Genomic DNA, 15,995 nt, shown 5'->3' with positions numbered 1-15,995 from the left:
CGTCAGGGTCTCGATCCCGGCGGGTCGGATCCCGGGGCGATGTTCTGGTTCAGCCGGAACACGTTGGCGGGGTCGTACCGCCTCTTCACCTCTGCGAGCCGGGGGTAGTTGGCCCCGTAGGCGGCGCGCACCCGGTCCGGCCCCTCGGCACCGAGGTTGTTGACGTACACGGCTTCCTGCAGGTGCGGCGTCATCGCATCGAAGAGACCGCGGGTCCAGGCGATGTTGCGCTCCGAGTCCAGCGGATCCTCCCACTGGGAGATCATGAGGAAGTCGTACTGGTCCGCCCGATGCCGGAACGCGGTCGCGTCCGGTGCCACTCTGCTGGCCGTGCCGTGCATGCGCTGCAACCCGATCTTGCTCATCGACGACGGCATCTGCGGGACGTGCTCGATGAGCGTCTCAAGCGCCGAATCGGTCAGTGTCCGCATCCAGCCGGACTTCCAGTAGTGCTGGCGTCCGGTGGGGAAGCCCGCGTCCCCGGCGCTCTGCAGCGCGACATACGAGGTCGACCCGATGGTGTCGGTCAGCGGCGGACCGAACGCACGGAGCGGGGCGAGCACCCGCTCGCCGTCCTCGTGCGGCCCGCACCAGCAGACGGCGATCTCGACGGTCGGCTGTCCGCTCGGGTCGATGCCGATCGAGACTGCGGTGGAGAGCTCGTCCGGCGATGTCGTCACGAGCTCCTCGTGGAACCGCAGGACGTCGCGGACCTTGGCCCACGGGTAGCCGAGCCCGCCGGCGAGCACCGGGCCGACCGGGTGCAGGCGGTAGGAGAACGCGGTGACGACCCCGAAGTTGCCGCCGCCGCCACGCAGGGCCCAGATCAGGTCAGGATGCGACTCCGGTCCCACCTGTAGCAGATCGCCGTCGGCGGTGACCACCTCGGCCTCGATGAGGTTGTCGCAGGCCAGGCCGTACCGGCCGTTCAGCCAGCCCAGGCCGCCGCCCAGGGTGAGCCCGGCGATACCGGTCACCGACACGACGCCGAGCGGGGTGGCCAGTCCGTGCCGCTGCGTGCCGATGTCGAGTTCACCGAGCGTCAGCCCCGCGCCTGCCCGGGCGGTGCGGTGGAGCGGGTCGACGTGCAGGTCCTTGACGGGCGACAGGTCGAGCAAAATGCCGCCGTCGCAGACGGCGTTGCCCGCGACACCGTGCCCGCCGCCGCGGACCGAGAGGACGAGATCGTGCTCACGGGCGAAGGCCACCGCGCGGGCCACGTCAGCCGGGCCCCCGCACCGGACGATGACCGCCGGCCGTCGGTCGATCATCCCGTTGAAGACTGCGCGAACGGTGTCGTAGTCGGCGTCGCCCGGCCGGACCAAGCGGCCCTGAAGGTGGGACGCCAAGGCGTCGAGGGATCGCGCGACTGCGGAGGTGAGCGTCATCAGGGCCTCTCTCGGCGACTCGATCTGGTCGGACCGAGTCTCGGCGGCCTGCCTAACGGTCGGCTAAGTGCCGAGAAACGGGTCTTGGGCTCCGCCGAGCACGGCATCGAGGGGCAGGGCGGCGCCGCGCCGCAGGATCCGGTCGGCCACGTCGGCGCCCAGCCGGCCGACCAGCCGTCGTCGCAGGTACAGGTGCTCGGAGAGCGTCGCACCGGTCAGGGGAGAGCCGATGTCCGCCCGCAGAGACGCTGCGGCACCGAGCAGGAGCAGGGCCCACTCCGCATCGGCGGCGGCTTCTGCCACACCCGCGAGGCCCTCCAGGGCGGTCGCGCTCCCACTGCGGTGCCCGATCCGGCGGCACAGCCGGAGGGACAGCTCGAAGGCCTCGCCGGCGCGCCTCACATCGTGTGACGAGAGCGCAATCCGGCCGGCCACACACGTTGCCGAGGCCTCACCCTCGAGGTAGCACACGTGCCGGAAGTGCGTAAGGGCCTGGTCGACGAGCCGGCGTGCCGTCGACGGGTCACCCCAGCGTTGCTCCACGGACGCGAGGACGTCCAGCGCGAGCCCGCACGCCACTTCTTCGCCCGAGGCCCCGGCGTGGTCGCGTGCCCGGGATGCCATGGTCCTGGCGGCGTCCGGCTCACCCCGGTCGCGGTGCAGCCGGGCGAGTTGTGCTTCCTCCAGCGCGGCGCGCCAGATGTCGCCGCCGTCGAGTGAGGCTGCCACCGCGTCCTCGTACAGCTGCTGGGCCCGGTCGAACTGGCCACCGGCCCAGGCCATCGTCGCGTCACTCGCCAACGCGTCGCCCTCCCATTCCCGCGCGCCGACGGCACGGGCCAGCGACAACTGCTCATGGGTCAGCTCCGCGGCTGCTGCGAACTCTGCGCGTCCCAGGTGGAACAACGCGCCCGCGGAGAGGAGACGTAGGCGTTCCGTCGGCAGGTCGGGCCCTGTGACGGCGAGGCCCGCGTGCACCCAGTGCAGGCCCTCCCCACGCGCGCCGCTCAGGTCCCACGGATGCCACAGGTACCCGACGAGTCGTGCTCCCAGCACTGGATCGCCATCCGGCCCGAAGGACCACTGCAGAGCAGCCCGGAGGTGTCCTCCTCAGCGAGTAGACGCTCGAGCCACGGTGCGGAACCCGCGCGGAGCAGGTGAGGCTCGGCGTTCCGCGCCACATGGAGGTAGTGGTGAGCATGACGATCCCTCAGCCGGGCGAGCTCCGGCCGGTCAAGGCGTGCCCGGCCGTACTGTCGCGTGGTCTCGAGCAGGCGGTACCGCGGCTCTCCATCGACGCCGTCCTCCACCTGCACGGTGCTGCACGACACCAGCCGGGCGAGCAACAACCCGACGTCGCGGTCGACGAGACCGGCTCCGCTGACCACCTCCTCCGCTGCGGCCAGGCCGAAGCCCGCCGGGAACACTGCGATCCGCGCGAAGAGCGTTCGTTCCCGGGGAGCGAGCAGGTCGTGGCTCCAGGCCATGGTGGCCGCCAGGCTGTGGTGTCGGCCAATCCTCGAGCCGCCGCCGGGGTCGAGGAGCCGAAAGCGGTCATCGAGCCGCTCGGCGAGGTCGCGCAGCGGCAACGCCGTGGCGCGGGCTGCGGCGAGCTCCAGGGCGAGGGGCAGTCCGTCGAGCCGCCGGCAGACTCTTAGCACGAGGTGGGCGTTGGTCGGCGTCACGGCCCAGCCCGGCCGTGCGGACGACGCCCGTTGTGCGAACAGGCGCACGGCCTCACATGCTGCGATGTCCTCCCAGCTGTCGGTCGCGATGGCCGTGGACAGCGGTTGCAGGACGTAGACCTGTTCACCCGGGACGTGCAGCGCCTCACGGGTGGTGGCCAGTACGCGAACGTCGGGAGTGGCGGCCAGCAGACCCTCGACGAGCAACGCGCATTCGTCCACGAGGTGCTCGCAGTTGTCGAGCACGATGGTCACATGGCGTCCGGAGAGCGCGGTGGCGAGCGTCTGGGCGAGTCCCCGTCCCGGGGCGGCGCGGACGTCCAGGGCAACCGCCACTGCCTCACCCACCAATTCCGGCGTCGTCAGCGGGGCGAGGTCCACGAAGCACGCCTCGGCCGTGCCCTGGTCGGCCAGCTGCCTGGCGACCTCCACGGCGAGTCGTGTCTTGCACGAGCCGCCCGGACCCATGAGGGTGACCAACCGGTGCGTCTCCAGAAGTGCAGCGATGTCCGCGCGTTCGCTCACCCGACCGACGAACGTGCTGAAGGAAGCGGGCAGGGAACATCGGCGGGAAGGTCTCGGCGGACGCGCCAGCGCCTCACTGTGGCGCAGGACCATCGACTCCAACCGCTGCACCTCCGGCCCGGGCTCGACGCCGAGCTCGGTTGCCAGCGTTCGACGCAACGTCCTCGATGCCCGGAGCGCATCGGACTGCCGGCCGCAGCGGTAGAGAGCGACGATGAGGCGCGCACACGATTGCTCCCGGAAGGGATGGCGGGCCACCAGTTCCTCCAACTCGGCCACCACGTCGGCGTGGTGTCCGAGGGCCATCTCCGCCTCGATCCGCAACTCCTGGCACTCCAGGCGGAGCTCCTCCCACCGGCTGGCGGCATCGCGGGCGAAGGCCTGTTCGATGCCGGCCAGGGCCGGTCCGCGCCACAGGGCGAGTGCCTCAGCGAACAGCTGCGACGCCCGGTCAGGAGCAGCGTCGAGAAGACGGCGACCCTGTGCCAGGAGTTGCTCGAACTCACTGACGTCGACGTGTTCTGGGAGGACGTCCAGCGCGTAGCCGCCGTCACGGGTGACGAGCACGCGCGGGGCGTCGCCGCCATGTGCGCACTCCAGTACTTTCCGGAGTCCGGCAACTGCGCCGTGCACCATCGTCGTAGCCGTCGGTGGGGGAGAGCCGTCCCAGACGAGCTCCGTCAGTTGGTTGACCGACACCGCGACACCCGGGTGGATCAGCAGGGCAGTGAGGAGCGTTCGCTGGCGCGGGGCACCCAGTGGCAGCTGGAGGCCGGAGCTGTCTACGACACGGACCGGTCCGAGCACGCGGAACATCGGCTCGGGGTCGGTGCTGCGGGTGGGCATCCTGTCGTCTGTCGCGTCCATGGGCGATCTGCCTCGACGGTGGAGCGAGGTCCGACGCCTGCTAGCGCCTGGAAGACCTTCGAGGTCGAGGTCCTCGTGGTCGAGGGGCGAGGACCTCCAGGCTAGCGCCGTTGCCATTCGACGAGAAACCTGCGCAGCCGACTCCGAGCGACGTGAGTGCCCCATCGACGGGTCCGATCATGCAGCCGTCAGCGGGCCAGGAAGTGCACGCCGAGCCAGATCCAGGCCGCCAGCACCAGCACCCGCCCCGGGGCGGTGCGCATGGCCGCGCCGAGTGCCTGCGCGGCGGTCGCCCGGTCCTCGCTCCGGCGCGCGGCCACCTCGAGGGCCGCCGCACCGGCAAGCAGCACCAGCAGCCCGACGACGCCCACCACGCTGCCGCTCACGACCGCTCCGGACGGCCGGGCCGGGCGACCAGCCAGCAGCCGGCCAGCAGCCAGCCCACGGTGGCCGCTCCCCGCGCGGCGGGGTGCGCCAGCATCGGGTCGGCGAGGTCGCTCAGGGTCGGCAGGTCGTCGTCGACCAGGCTGACGACCTCCCAGGCCACGACGGCGGCCAGCCAGGCCAGCCAGGGCAGTCCTCGGCGGCCGACCGGCGGCGCGGCCTCGCCGGCGTGGCCGATCAGGCCCACGGCCGCCACCAGCACGCCGCTGCCACCGACGGCCAGCAGCGCGCCCAGGGACAGCTCGCCCGACCAGACGACGGCGGCGACGCAGGGAACGGCCACGGCGAGGCCGGTGAGCCGACCGGTGCAGCGGGCAGATCCCACGCGTGCATGCTCGCCCACCCGGCAGGCGGAGGGCGCTGGCCCTCGCGGCTCCGCTCGTCCCGGTCCTGTGCGCTTGGAACAACGTCGTGGTCCCGCGCCTGCCCCGGCCCGGGTGCTACGTCGCCGTGAACGGGACGGCGACAGCCGTGCTCCTGGCGGCGGCGCGGTCGAGCGGGCTGTCCTGGGAGGACCTGGGCCTGTCCCGGGACCGGCTGCCCGCCGGGCTCCGGTGCGGCGGGGCCTGGGCCGGGATGGTCGCCGGCGGCTACGCGGTCGCCCTCGCCGTCCCCGGGCTCCGCCCGCTGCTCGCCGACGCCCGGGTCGCCGGCCTGGGTGGGCGCGAGATCGCCCACCAGGTGCTCGTCCGCATCCCGCTCGGCACGGTGCTGTGGGAGGAGGTCGCGTTCCGCGGCGTGCTGCCGGCCGCGCTCGCCCGGGTCGGCTCGGTGCGCGCGGCGACGGCGACCTCCGCCGTCGTCTTCGGGATCTGGCACGTCCGGCCGACCTGGGACGCGCTCGCGGCCAACGACCTCGCCGACGGGCCGGTCCGGCGGACCCTCGGGGTGCTGCTGGGCTGCCTGTTCACCGGTGCCGCCGGCGTGCTGTTCGGCCGGCTCCGCGCGCGCAGCGGGAGCCTCCTGGCCCCCGCCCTGCTCCACCTGGCCGCGAACACCCTGGGCACCGGAGCCGCCGCGGTCGCCCACACCCTGCGCTGAGGGGCCGACCGACGGCGCAGAGCGGACGATGGTCGGATGGCTGCCCCCCGGTCCACTACGTGGCGCTCGGCGACTCGATCTCCATCGACGACTACGCCGGCGGCCCGGGCCGGGGCGGGGCGAGCCTGCTCGTGGCCAACCGCGACGACGACTTCCCGGAGTGGCGTGGCCGGGACCTGCGCACCGCCCTCACGGACGTGACGTTCTCGTTGCTGGCCACCGACGGCGCGACCACCCGCACACTCGTGGACGGCCAACTGCCCCGGCTCGCGGCCCTCCGGGTACGTCCCACCCTCGTCACCGTGACCATCGGCGGCAACGACCTGCTGGGCGCGTACGGGGACACGGCGGCCGCGCGGACGGTGATCGACCGGGTCGCGGCCGGCCTGGCGCGGGCGCTGACCGAGATCGCCGGCCACCTCGCCCCCTTCGGCCGGGTCGTCGTCGGCACCGTCTACGACCCGAGCGACGGCACCGGCGACGCCGTCCGGCTGGGGCTGCCCGCGTGGCCGGACGCCGTCGCGGTGCTCGGCGAACTCAACGACCGGCTCCGGGAGGTCGCTCTCGGCCACGGCGCGGGCGTAGCCGAGATCGCCCGGCACTTCCACGGTCACGGGCTCCTCGCCGGGGACCCGGGCCGGCGCGAGGCTCGTCCGGCCGAGCGGGACCTGTGGTTCTGCAACTTGATCGAGCCGAACGCGTGGGGAGCCGGCGGCGTGCGGGAGGCGTTCTGGGCGGCGGTCCGACCCGTCGACCCGGCGGTCAGCCCGGCAGCAGGTCCAGCGCCGCCGCCGCCGTCCACGACTGCCGTGCACTCCCCAGCGGCTCCCCGGTGAACGGCTCGTAGTACTCCGCGAGCGAGCCCTCGGCCAGTTGGTCCAGCGACGCCCGGCGCAACGGCTCGACCACCTCCGCGCGGCCGCGCTGCTCCAGCAACCAGACGAAGAGCCAGTTGACCACCGGCCAGCTGGGGCCACGCCAGTAGGACCGCGGACGGAAGTCGGGGGACGTGGGGCTGGTGGTGGGCAGGACGGCGTGGCGCAGCCCGGGATGCCCGGTCCAGCGCTCGGATCGGAACAGGTCCACCATCGCCTCCTCCGCCGCCGGGTCCAGGCCGCCACAGAGCAGCGGCGCGAAACCGGCCACCGTCTGCGCGGGGAGCGGCGCGGACGTCCGCAGGTCGGTGTCCACGGCGAGTCCGAGCCCGGCGTCGACGCTGGCCGCCACGCCGGCGCGAAACCGCGCGGCGTGCTCCTCGAGCTCGGCGACCTCGCCGGCGCCCAGGTCGCGGGCGATCCGGGCCAGCGCCCCACTGGCCGCCGCGAACACGGCCGAGAACAGGACGTCGGTGGTGCGGTAGCCGGCCGTCGTGCGGAGCCGGGCGTCGTCGTACCCGGCACGCCGGAGCTGGTCCAGCCCGGTCAGGTACCGGTCGTACTCCAGCCGGGTCGGGCGCTGGCCGGGGTCGGTGACCAGCCGGGTGTCCCGGCGCCGGTACGGGGGCAGGTCGAGGGCGACCGCGACCCGGGAGTAGGGCCCGTCCCAGCGCGGGGAGTTGTCCATCCCGCCTTCCCAGCTGTGGTAGACGGTGATCAGGCCGGTGCCCCGGGGATCGCGCTCGCGCGTGAGGTACCGGTGCCAGGCCAGCAGCCGTCGGTAGGCGCTCGGCAGCCAGGCCCGCACGGCCGAGGACGTCGCAGGTCCGGCGCAGTCGGCGAGGGCGACGATCCGCTCGACCGCCAGCGCGTGCACGGGCGGCTGGCAGATCCCGCTGGTGCGGGGGGCGGCGGGTGCGTCGTCGGTGACCGCCCGGCATGCCCACCGGTCCGGTCCGGGGAAGTAGCTGTGCTCGTGGGGGTCGAAGACGATGTGCGGCAGCATGCCCGTGCGCCACTGCCCGCTGAACAGGTGGTCGAGCTCCGCGCAGGCGCGGCGGGGATCCAGGTGGGCGATGCCGACCGAGACGAACCCCGCGTCCCAGCTCCACTGGTGGGGGTAGAGGTCGGGCGCCGCGCGGGTCATCGACCCGACCCGGTTCGCCCGCAGCGCGTCGGCGGCGCGGGCGGCCAGCTCCGCGCCGTGGACGCCGTCCGCCCAGGCTGTCGCCGTCGCCCGGCCGGTACGGAGGTCGCTGGCGGCGCTCACGCGGCGACCCGCAGCGAGGACCGCAGCATCGCCGCGGCACGGGGCAGCACCCGGGCGGCAGGACCCGACAGCCGGCACTCGAACGCGAGGTGGCCGTCGTAACCGATCGCCTCCAGGCAGCTCAGCAGAGCACCCCAGTCCAGGTGGCCGGCGCCCGGTTCGAGGCGGTTGCTGTCGGAGAGCTGCACGTGGGCGAGGCGGACGGCGTTGTCGCGCAGCGCCGCCAGCGGGTCCGCCTCCTCGATGTTCATGTGGTACGTGTCCGCCACCACCCGCACGCTGTCCAGGCCGGTCGCGGTCGTCAGCTCGGTGGCCTGCGCCAGGGTGTTGACCATGTGGTCCTCGTAGCGGTTCAGCGGCTCCAGCAGGAGGAGGACGCCCTCCCGGCGTGCGATCTCACCGAGCCGTCCCAGGGCGTCGAGCAGCACCGCCCGGTCGCCCTCGGCCGAGCGCGGCGGGGCGAACGGGGGCAGCCGCCGGGAGAACAGACCCCAGGCCGCCGGGGTCATCGCGCCCACCCCACCCAGCTCGCCGATGACGGCCAGCTGGCTGGCCATGTTGGCCAGCGCGTCGGCCCGGCGGGCGGCGTCGAAGTCGCCGATGAAGTGGTCCATGTCCACGCAGACCGTCGGCATCTCGACGCCGTCACGCCGCGCGCTCCGCAGCTCCGGCAGCCGTCGGCGCAGCGCGTGACCGCCGCCGCCGCGCAGCTCGATGGCGTCGAAACCCCAGGCCAGCGCCGTCTCCCACTTGGCCTGCATCGTGTCCCCAGGGAGCAGGTGCTCCTGGACGGCGAGTCTCATCACCGGGCTCCCGGCCCGTCGTCCCATGGCGTACCGGACGGCGCGTGGACGGGGGTCCGGCACGACTCCACCGGCCGCACGAGCCGCTGCTCCAGGGAGGTCATCGGCGTTCCCCCGTGCACTCTTTATGCGTACGAACCGGGTTTTACTGCAGCCAGATTCTACATAAAGACAAGTGACCCACGTCACACTCCGAGCGGCTACCGTCCGGCGATCGGTGGTGACCCGGAGGAGACGTCGATGCGCGCCAACAGGCGACGAGCCCGTGCAGTGGTGGCCACGGGCGTGGTGGCGGTCCTGGTCGCCGCCTGCGGCTCGGACGAGTCCGGTGGCGGGGACGGCGGTGGCGAGGCGGGCGGCCCGCTGGTCGTGTGGACCCTGGAGAACCTGCCCGACCGCGTGTCGGCCCAGGAGGAGATCGCGGCCGCGTTCACCGAGGCCAGCGGGATCGAGGTCGAGCTCGTCGCCATCGACGAGGACCAGTTCAACCAGCTGCTCACCTCGTCCGCCGCGGCGGGGGAGCTGCCCGACGTCGTCGGCGCGCTGTCGCTGGCCGGCGTGCAGGCGCTGGCCGCCAACGAGCTCGTCGACACCGAGGTGGCGGGAGCCGTGGTGGAGGAGCTGGGCGCCGACACGTTCTCCCAGCAGGCGCTGGAGCTGACCCGCGACGGCGACACGCAACTGGCCGTCCCGAGCGACGGGTGGGCGCAGCTCCTCGTGTACCGCACGGACCTCTTCGACGCGGCGGGCCTGGCCGCGCCGGAGACCTACGACGCCATCCTCGCGGCGGCGCAGGCCCTGGACAGCCCCGAGGTCGCGGGCTTCGTCGGCGCCACCGTGCCCAACGACGCGTTCACGCAGCAGACCTTCGAGCACCTGGCGCTGGGCAACGGCTGCGAGATGGTGGACGACGGGGGAGAGATCACCCTCGACAGCGACCAGTGCGTCGCCGCGTTCGAGTTCTACAACGAGCTGATCACCGGCTGGTCGACGTCCGGTGCCCAGGACGTCGACACCACGCGAGCCGCCTACTTCGCGGGCCAGGCGGCCATGGTCGTGTGGTCCTCGTTCATCCTGGACGAGATGGCCGGCCTGCGGGCCGACGCCCTGCCGACCTGCCCGGAGTGCGGGGAGGACCCGGCGTACCTGGCCAGGAACAGCGGCGTGGTGACGGCGATCGCGGGGCCGGACGGTGACGAGGGGGCGCAGTTCGGCGAGGTCGTCTCCTGGGCCGTGACCGCCGAGGCGCAGACCGACGCCGCCACCCAGTTCGTCACCTACATGATGGAGGACGGGTACGAGGAGTGGATCGGCTTCTCGCCCGAGGGGAAGGTGCCGACCCGGCAGGGCACCGCGGAGGAGCCGACGCGGTTCATCGACGCCTGGTCCACCCTCCCGGCGGGCGTGGACACCAAGGCGCCGCTGGCCGACTTCTATCCGACCGACGTCCTCGACACCCTGCGCAGCGCCCCGGACACCATCTCCCCGTGGGGCATCCCGCAGGGGCAGGGCGCCCTGGTCGGCGCCTCGCTGGGGGAGCTCCCGGTGCCGCAGGCGATCGCGGCGATGACGGGGGGTGAGCTCGAGCCGGCGGAGGCGGCGCAGCAGGCCGGCGACGCGCTCCGGGAGATCGCCCAGTCACTGGAATGACCGCAGCCCCGGTACTGCCCACCCCCCGCCGGGACGGCGGCCGCCGGCCGGGACCCCGCGGTCGCGGGACGCTGCGGTGGCGGGAGGCGCGCGCGGGCCTCGCGCTGATCTCCCCGACCCTGGTCATCGTGCTGATCCTGGTGGTGCTGCCGATCGTCTGGACGGTCGCGCTTGCGTTCCAGGACATCCGGCTCATCCGGCTGCGCACCGCAGGGCTGCTCGGCGACTACACGGTCGAGAACTTCACGCAGGTCTTCACGTCCCCCGGCTTCTGGGACTCCCTGGTCACCACGCTGATCTACTCCGTCCTGGGGACGGCGTCGTCCATCGGCCTCGGGCTGGTCGCGGCCCTCGCGCTGCGCCGCCGCTTCCGCGGCCGCACGTTCGTCCGGGCGACCCTGCTGCTCCCGTACGTGGCACCGGTCGTGGCGGCCACCTTCGTGTGGGGTGTCATGCTCAACCCGCAGTTCGGCATCGTCAACGAGGTGGGCACCGGCCTGCTCGGCTGGGAAGAGCCGATCGCCTTCCTGTCCCAGCGCACCACCGAGGTGTCGCTGTTCGGGCTGACCGTGCCGGTCCCCACCGCGCTGCTCACCGTGATCGTCTTCGAGATGTGGCGGTCGTTCCCGTTCGCCTTCCTCTTCCTCACGGCGCGCCTGGAGGCGGTGCCGGCCACGCTGGACGAGGCCGCCCGGGTGGACGGCGCGACGCCCACGCAGGTGTTCCGGCACATCACGCTGCCCCAGCTGATGCCGACGATCGCGGTGCTGGCGCTGCTGCGCTTCATCTGGACGTTCAACAACTTCGACGACATCTACCTGCTCACCGGCGGCGGGGCGGGCACCGAGGTGATCAGCGTGCGGGTGTTCGACTTCCTGGTCAGCCGCGGTGACATCGGCGCGGCGTCGGCGCAGGCCCTGGTGCTGGCCTCGGTGCTGCTGGTCCTGGTGTCGGTGTACTACCGGTTCGCGGCGAAGGACGAGGTGGCCTGATGGCCGGCGTGGCGACGCTGCCGACCGACTCCTCCGCCGCGCCCCCGCCGGCCCGCGGGGCGCGAGGGGAGCGGCGCTGGTCGCGCACCACCGTCGAGGTCCGGGTGCTCGGCGTCCTGCGGTGGGTCGTGATCGCCGGCCTGGTGCTCTTCACCCTCTTCCCGTTCTACTACATGGTCCTGCTGTCCCTGCGCGACCTCAGCTCGCTGGTGCAGGACCCGGGCCGGCTCTGGCCGGTGGTCGCCGAGTTCACGACCAGCACGTACCGCAACGTGCTCGCCTCCACCGACTCCGGCGGTCAGGGCTTCCTGCGGTTCATGGCCAACAGCGGCCTGATCGCGCTCGGCACGGTCGCGCTCACGCTGGCCTTCGCGATCCCGGGCGCGTACGCCGTCGCCCGGCTGGAGTTCCCGGGGCGGCGCAAGGTCAGCGTGCTGTTCCTGTCCGTCTACCTGTTCCCGAGCATCCTGCTGGCCGTGCCGCTGTTCGTGTTCTTCACCCGCATCGGGCTGCGCGGCTCGCTGGGCGCCCTGCTGCTGGTCTACGTGTCCCAGACGGTCGCCGTCTCCATCTACATGCTGCGCAACTACTTCCAGACGGTGCCGGCCAGCATCGAGGAGGCCGCCGCCGTCGACGGCGCGAACCGCTTCACGGTCATGCGCCGGATCACGCTGCCGCTGGCGATGCCGGCGATCCTGGCCAACGGCCTGTTCGTCCTCATGATCGCCTGGAACGAGTTCCTGTTCGCGCTGCTGTTCCTGGTGGAGAACCGGCCTCGCTGGACGGTCTCGCTGGGCCTGTCCCAGCTCGCCGGCAGCATCGAGATCCCGACGACCGTGTTGATGGCCGGATCGGTCATCCTGACCCTGCCGATCGTCGTACTGTTCTTCGCCAGCGAACGACTGCTCACCGGTGGCCTGACCGCCGGAGCGGAGAAGGGGTGAGGTGCTGGGCGAGCGCGCCGGGCAACTGCTCGACCTCATCCGCCGGGGCCGGGCCCGCACGCGCGGGGACCTGATCGAGCTCACCGGGCTCTCGCGTTCGACCGTCGCGGCCCGCGTCGACCTCCTGGTCGCCGCCGGGTACCTCTGCGAGTCGGGGCGCGAGGCGTCGGCCCGCGGCCGCCCGTCGAACGTGCTCAGCGTCGACGGCTCGGGCGGGGTCGTGCTGGCGGCCGACCTGGGCGCCGCGCACGCGAAGATCGCGGTGTGCGACCTGCTCGGGCGCCCGCTGGCGGAGGCGGTCCACGAGCTGCGGCTCGCCGACGGCCCGCAGCCGGTCCTCCGGTGGGTGGAGGAGCGCTGGCGGGAGATGCTCGGCGCGGCCGGCGTGACGTCGGGCCACGTGCTCGGTCTCGGGGTGTGCGTGCCCGGACCGGTGGACGTGGCCACCGGACGGATCGTGCAGCACACCCCGGTGATGCCGGGCTGGCAGGACTGCCCGTTCCGGGACCACCTGGAGCGGCAGTTCGGGGTCGCGTGCGTGGTCGACAACGACGCCAACGCGATGGCCTTCGGCGAGTACCACACCGAGTGGCCGGCCTCCTCGCCGATGCTGTTCGTCAAGGTCGCGACCGGCATCGGCGCCGGCATGGTGGTCGACGGCCGCCTGCTGCGGGGTGCGGACAGCGGCGAGGGGGACATCGGGCACGTCCGGATCAGCAGCGCCGACGACGGCCCCCTCTGCGTCTGCGGCGCGCGCGGCTGCCTGGCCGCGTCGGCGAGCGGGCGGGCGCTGGCCCGGGTGCTCCGCGAGCAGGGCGAGGACGTCCCGGACAGCCGGTCGGTCGTGGAGCTGGCGCTGACCGGCCACGCCGGGGCGACCCGGCTGGTGCGCGAGGCGGGGCTGATGATCGGGGACGTCCTGGCGACCGCGGTGAGCCTGCTCAACCCGCGCATGCTGGTGTTGGGCGGCGACCTGGTGCTCGTCCAGGACCTGTTCGTCGGCGCCGTCCGCGAGCGGCTGTACCAGCGGACCCAGCCGCAGGCCGCGCGTGGGCTGCGGGTGGAGGCCAGCCGGCTCGGTGACCGGGCCGGGGTGGTGGGCGCGGCGCGGCTCGCCCTCGAGGAGGTGCTCTCCGCCGAGGCCGTGGACCGGGCCCTCGCCGGACGTCAGCAGCCGGTCGGCCGACCGGTCTGCTGACCCGGCCGGGTCAGGTTCCGACCAGCGTCCGCACGGAGTAGAGCTCCGGGAAGAAGGTCAGGTCGAGCGCCCGCTTGAGGAAGTCCACCCCCGAGCTGCCGCCGGTGCCGGTCTTGAAGCCGATGGTCCGCTGCACAGTGCGCAGGTGCCGGAACCGCCAGAGCTGGACGGCGTCCTCCAGGTCGACGAGGTCCTCGCAGGTGGCGTACTCCGCCCAGTGGCCCGCGGTGTCCTCGTAGATCGCCTTGTACACGGGGAGCAGCGACTCGTCCTCCGTCCAGGCCCTCCGCACGTCGCGGTCCAGGACGTGCCGCGGGACCGGGTGCCCCCGGCGGGCGAGGAAGTGCAGGAACGCGTCGTAGACCGTCGGTGAGTCGAGCATCCCGGCCAGCACGTCGTGCGCCTCGGGCCGGGAGTCGAACACCTCGAGCATGCGCTCGTCCTTGTTGCCGAGGATGAACTCGACGGCCCGGTACTGGTAGGACTGGAACCCCGACGAGGTGCCGAGGACGCCGCGGAACTCGGCGTACTCGCTCGGCGTCAGGGTGGCCAGGACCGACCACTGGTCGGTGATCGTGCGGAACACGTGCTTGACCCGGGCCAGTCCCTTGCGCGCCCGGGCGACGTCGTCGGCGTCGAGGCAGGCCCGGACGGCGACCAGCTCGTGCAGTGCGAGCTTCAGCCAGAGCTCGGTGGTCTGGTGCTGGATGATGAACAGCGGCTCGTCGTGGTGGTCGCTGATCGGCCGCTGCGCCGACAGCAGCGTGTCGAGCTCGAGGTAGCCCGCGTAGTCCATCCGCGCGCTGAAGTCGGTGGTCACCCCCTCTTCGAGGGGACGGACGCCGTCCTCGATCTCCATGACGCGGCTCCTCCCGTTTCTCCGGCACGCTATCCCCACCCGGTCCCCGTACCGCGGGCAGCACGCCCGACGGCCCCCGGGACGGCGCCTGGCCGGTGGACTCGCCGTCGTCCCTGCGAGCCGTGCGCGAACCTGGTGACATCCGGATCGGCTCGGTCCAGCATCGGCCTCAGCTTCGTGCAGGGCACGGCCCAGTCAGAGGCGGTTGGGCGGGGGTGGCGGCCGGTGACGGACCTGACGACCGAACGGGCGACCGGCCGCGACGAGCCCGGCCCCGGCCCCGATCTCCCCGTCCTCCTCGAACCGACCGGCCGAGCCGAGTGGCCGCCTGCCGGTCCGCCGTCGGTCGCCGCGGCCGGCGTGGAGCTGACCCGGCTGATCGGCCTGGCCCGGCTCACCCCGCAGCAGGCCCTGGAGATCGCCGCGAGCCTGCTGGCGGACGTGGCGGACCGAGCAGAGCCGGACACCGGTGCCCCCGGCAGCGATCCGGTCACGATCGACCGGGTCGTCGTCGGCGCCGACGGGCAGGTGGGGCTCGTTCCTGCGGCGGGAGGCGGGCACGGCGGCACACGACTGGCGCTGGCACCGCTCCTCGCCGACGTCGCAGGTGCCGCCCGGCTCCGCGGTCGCCGCCCGGATCCGGCCGCCGACCGGTTGCTCGACGAGCTGGACCGGGCCCGGACGGCGCTGCCGGTCGCCGGCGTTCCCGTGGCCGCGCGGATGCTGCGCGACGCCGCCGCCGGGATCGACCGCGAGGCCGTCCGCGCCGAGCTCGCCGCCCTGGTGAGAGCGGTCGACACGGTCGCGGCCCGGGCGAGCGGCAGCGGGCCGGCCGGGAGCCCGCGCCCCGTGGTCCGCGCCGCCCCGGCGGGGCCCCGCGGCGGCGGGGCGGCCAGGAGCGCGGGCCGGCGTGCCGGCGCCTGGCTGCTGTCGGTGCTGGTCCTCGCCACGGTCGTCGTGCTGGAGGTGGCCCTGCTGCGGGACGACATCACCACCGACATCGACCTGCTCCTGGACGCCGGGCGCGGGGGGACGACGCCGTCCGCGGCGCCCGAGCCCGACGGCCTGCCCGTCCCTGCCCCCGCCCCCGCGGCGGCCGGGAGCGTGGCCGCGGTCGACCTGCGTCCGCTGGCGGCGTGCGCGCCCGGCGCGCCGTGCACCGTGCGCCTCCTGGTGCGGCTCGTGCCGGGAGCAGATCCGCAGGTGGTGACCTGGTCCTACCGGATCGTGGACCGCTGCACGGGCGTTACGGAGACCGTGCCGGGTGGCACGGTCACCGTGCCACCGCAGGGCGAGCGGGCCGTGGCCGTCGGCACCGTGCCGCTCCCGGCCCTGGCCGGCGTGGCGGTGCTCGCCGTCACCGACCTGCCCGCGGCCGCGGCCTCCGCCCCGGTGCTGATCGGCTCGTGCCTGTCCGACCGACAGGCGGGGTGAACCGACCCGAGGCGAGGTGG

15 protein-coding genes are annotated in these 15,995 nt (G+C 73.5%); 7 read left to right on the top strand and 8 right to left on the bottom strand.

The genetic code is table 11. The features are described from left to right. Window positions 1–2: 2 nt before the first annotated feature. The 5 genes from HK417_RS02825 to HK417_RS02805 all read right to left on the bottom strand — a co-directional run bounded on the left by HK417_RS02825 (window position 3) and on the right by HK417_RS02805 (window position 5,234). On the bottom strand, window positions 3–1,271 hold the full coding sequence (locus HK417_RS02825; protein ID WP_261325735.1) for an FAD-binding oxidoreductase: 1,269 nt from the start codon (window positions 1,269–1,271) through the stop codon (window positions 3–5). A 180-nt stretch (window positions 1,272–1,451) separates the two neighbouring features. After that, the gene (locus HK417_RS02820) at window positions 1,452–2,444 is read right to left on the bottom strand and encodes a hypothetical protein (protein WP_222263080.1); all 993 of its coding nucleotides are present in this window, start codon (window positions 2,442–2,444) and stop codon (window positions 1,452–1,454) included. Beyond that, the gene (locus tag HK417_RS02815; RefSeq protein WP_222263078.1) at window positions 2,396–4,414 is read right to left on the bottom strand and encodes a BTAD domain-containing putative transcriptional regulator; all 2,019 of its coding nucleotides are present in this window, start codon (window positions 4,412–4,414) and stop codon (window positions 2,396–2,398) included. The genes HK417_RS02820 and HK417_RS02815 overlap by 49 nt, the downstream gene beginning before the upstream one ends. Window positions 4,415–4,653: 239 nt before the next feature. Then, window positions 4,654–4,851 (bottom strand): DUF6186 family protein, encoded by a 198-nt coding sequence (locus HK417_RS02810; protein ID WP_308123334.1) that lies wholly within the window; start codon window positions 4,849–4,851, stop codon window positions 4,654–4,656. Then, on the bottom strand, window positions 4,848–5,234 hold the full coding sequence (locus tag HK417_RS02805) for a hypothetical protein (protein ID WP_222263076.1): 387 nt from the start codon (window positions 5,232–5,234) through the stop codon (window positions 4,848–4,850). Before HK417_RS02805 ends, HK417_RS02810 begins: the two co-directional genes overlap by 4 nt. Before the next feature lie 86 nt (window positions 5,235–5,320). Between HK417_RS02805 and HK417_RS02800 the strand changes: the two genes are divergently transcribed. Together HK417_RS02800 and HK417_RS02795 are read left to right on the top strand one after the other, a co-directional pair. Continuing rightward, window positions 5,321–5,950, top strand: coding sequence for a CPBP family intramembrane glutamic endopeptidase (locus HK417_RS02800; RefSeq protein ID WP_308123333.1), 630 nt, complete (start codon window positions 5,321–5,323; stop codon window positions 5,948–5,950). A gap of 59 nt (window positions 5,951–6,009) precedes the next feature. Next, a complete protein-coding gene (locus HK417_RS02795) occupies window positions 6,010–6,786 on the top strand; it encodes an SGNH/GDSL hydrolase family protein (RefSeq protein ID WP_222263074.1) in 777 nt (258 codons plus the stop codon). Here the strand turns inward: HK417_RS02795 and ggh are convergent. Both ggh and HK417_RS02785 read right to left on the bottom strand, forming a co-directional pair. After that, window positions 6,713–8,095: a glucosylglycerate hydrolase gene (gene ggh, locus HK417_RS26310; RefSeq protein WP_222263072.1), complete on the bottom strand. Its 1,383-nt coding sequence runs from the start codon at window positions 8,093–8,095 to the stop codon at window positions 6,713–6,715. The genes HK417_RS02795 and ggh overlap by 74 nt on opposite strands. Further along, complete coding sequence (locus HK417_RS02785) at window positions 8,092–8,898, bottom strand: sugar phosphate isomerase/epimerase family protein (protein ID WP_222263070.1); 807 nt, start codon at window positions 8,896–8,898, stop codon at window positions 8,092–8,094. Before HK417_RS02785 ends, ggh begins: the two co-directional genes overlap by 4 nt. A 240-nt stretch (window positions 8,899–9,138) precedes the next feature. Here HK417_RS02785 and HK417_RS02780 point away from each other — a divergent pair, with 240 nt between their 5' ends. From HK417_RS02780 to HK417_RS02765, 4 genes are read left to right on the top strand one after another with little or no spacing between them, the layout of a single operon-like run. Next, window positions 9,139–10,548 (top strand): ABC transporter substrate-binding protein, encoded by a 1,410-nt coding sequence (locus HK417_RS02780; RefSeq protein ID WP_222263068.1) that lies wholly within the window; start codon window positions 9,139–9,141, stop codon window positions 10,546–10,548. Next, complete coding sequence (locus tag HK417_RS02775; RefSeq protein WP_222263066.1) at window positions 10,545–11,540, top strand: carbohydrate ABC transporter permease; 996 nt, start codon at window positions 10,545–10,547, stop codon at window positions 11,538–11,540. Before HK417_RS02780 ends, HK417_RS02775 begins: the two co-directional genes overlap by 4 nt. Further along, on the top strand, window positions 11,540–12,484 hold the full coding sequence (locus tag HK417_RS02770; protein WP_222263064.1) for a carbohydrate ABC transporter permease: 945 nt from the start codon (window positions 11,540–11,542) through the stop codon (window positions 12,482–12,484). Before HK417_RS02775 ends, HK417_RS02770 begins: the two co-directional genes overlap by 1 nt. A 1-nt stretch (window position 12,485) precedes the next feature. Then, complete coding sequence (locus HK417_RS02765; protein ID WP_222263062.1) at window positions 12,486–13,682, top strand: ROK family transcriptional regulator; 1,197 nt, start codon at window positions 12,486–12,488, stop codon at window positions 13,680–13,682. A gap of 10 nt (window positions 13,683–13,692) precedes the next feature. On the opposite strand, the gene HK417_RS02760 is transcribed toward HK417_RS02765, so the two are convergent. Further along, on the bottom strand, window positions 13,693–14,541 hold the full coding sequence (locus tag HK417_RS02760; protein WP_222263060.1) for a tryptophan 2,3-dioxygenase: 849 nt from the start codon (window positions 14,539–14,541) through the stop codon (window positions 13,693–13,695). 225 nt (window positions 14,542–14,766) lie between these two features. Between HK417_RS02760 and HK417_RS02755 the strand changes: the two genes are divergently transcribed. Next, the gene (locus tag HK417_RS02755) at window positions 14,767–15,975 is read left to right on the top strand and encodes a hypothetical protein (RefSeq protein WP_222263059.1); all 1,209 of its coding nucleotides are present in this window, start codon (window positions 14,767–14,769) and stop codon (window positions 15,973–15,975) included. Window positions 15,976–15,995 lie beyond the last annotated feature (20 nt).

The sequence above is a fragment of the Modestobacter marinus genome, from assembly GCF_019799945.1.
In the GTDB taxonomy this organism is placed as follows: domain Bacteria; phylum Actinomycetota; class Actinomycetes; order Mycobacteriales; family Geodermatophilaceae; genus Modestobacter; species Modestobacter marinus_B.
The sequence above is the reverse complement of the archived record's forward strand: the minus strand, read 5'-3'. Positions and strand labels throughout refer to the sequence as shown.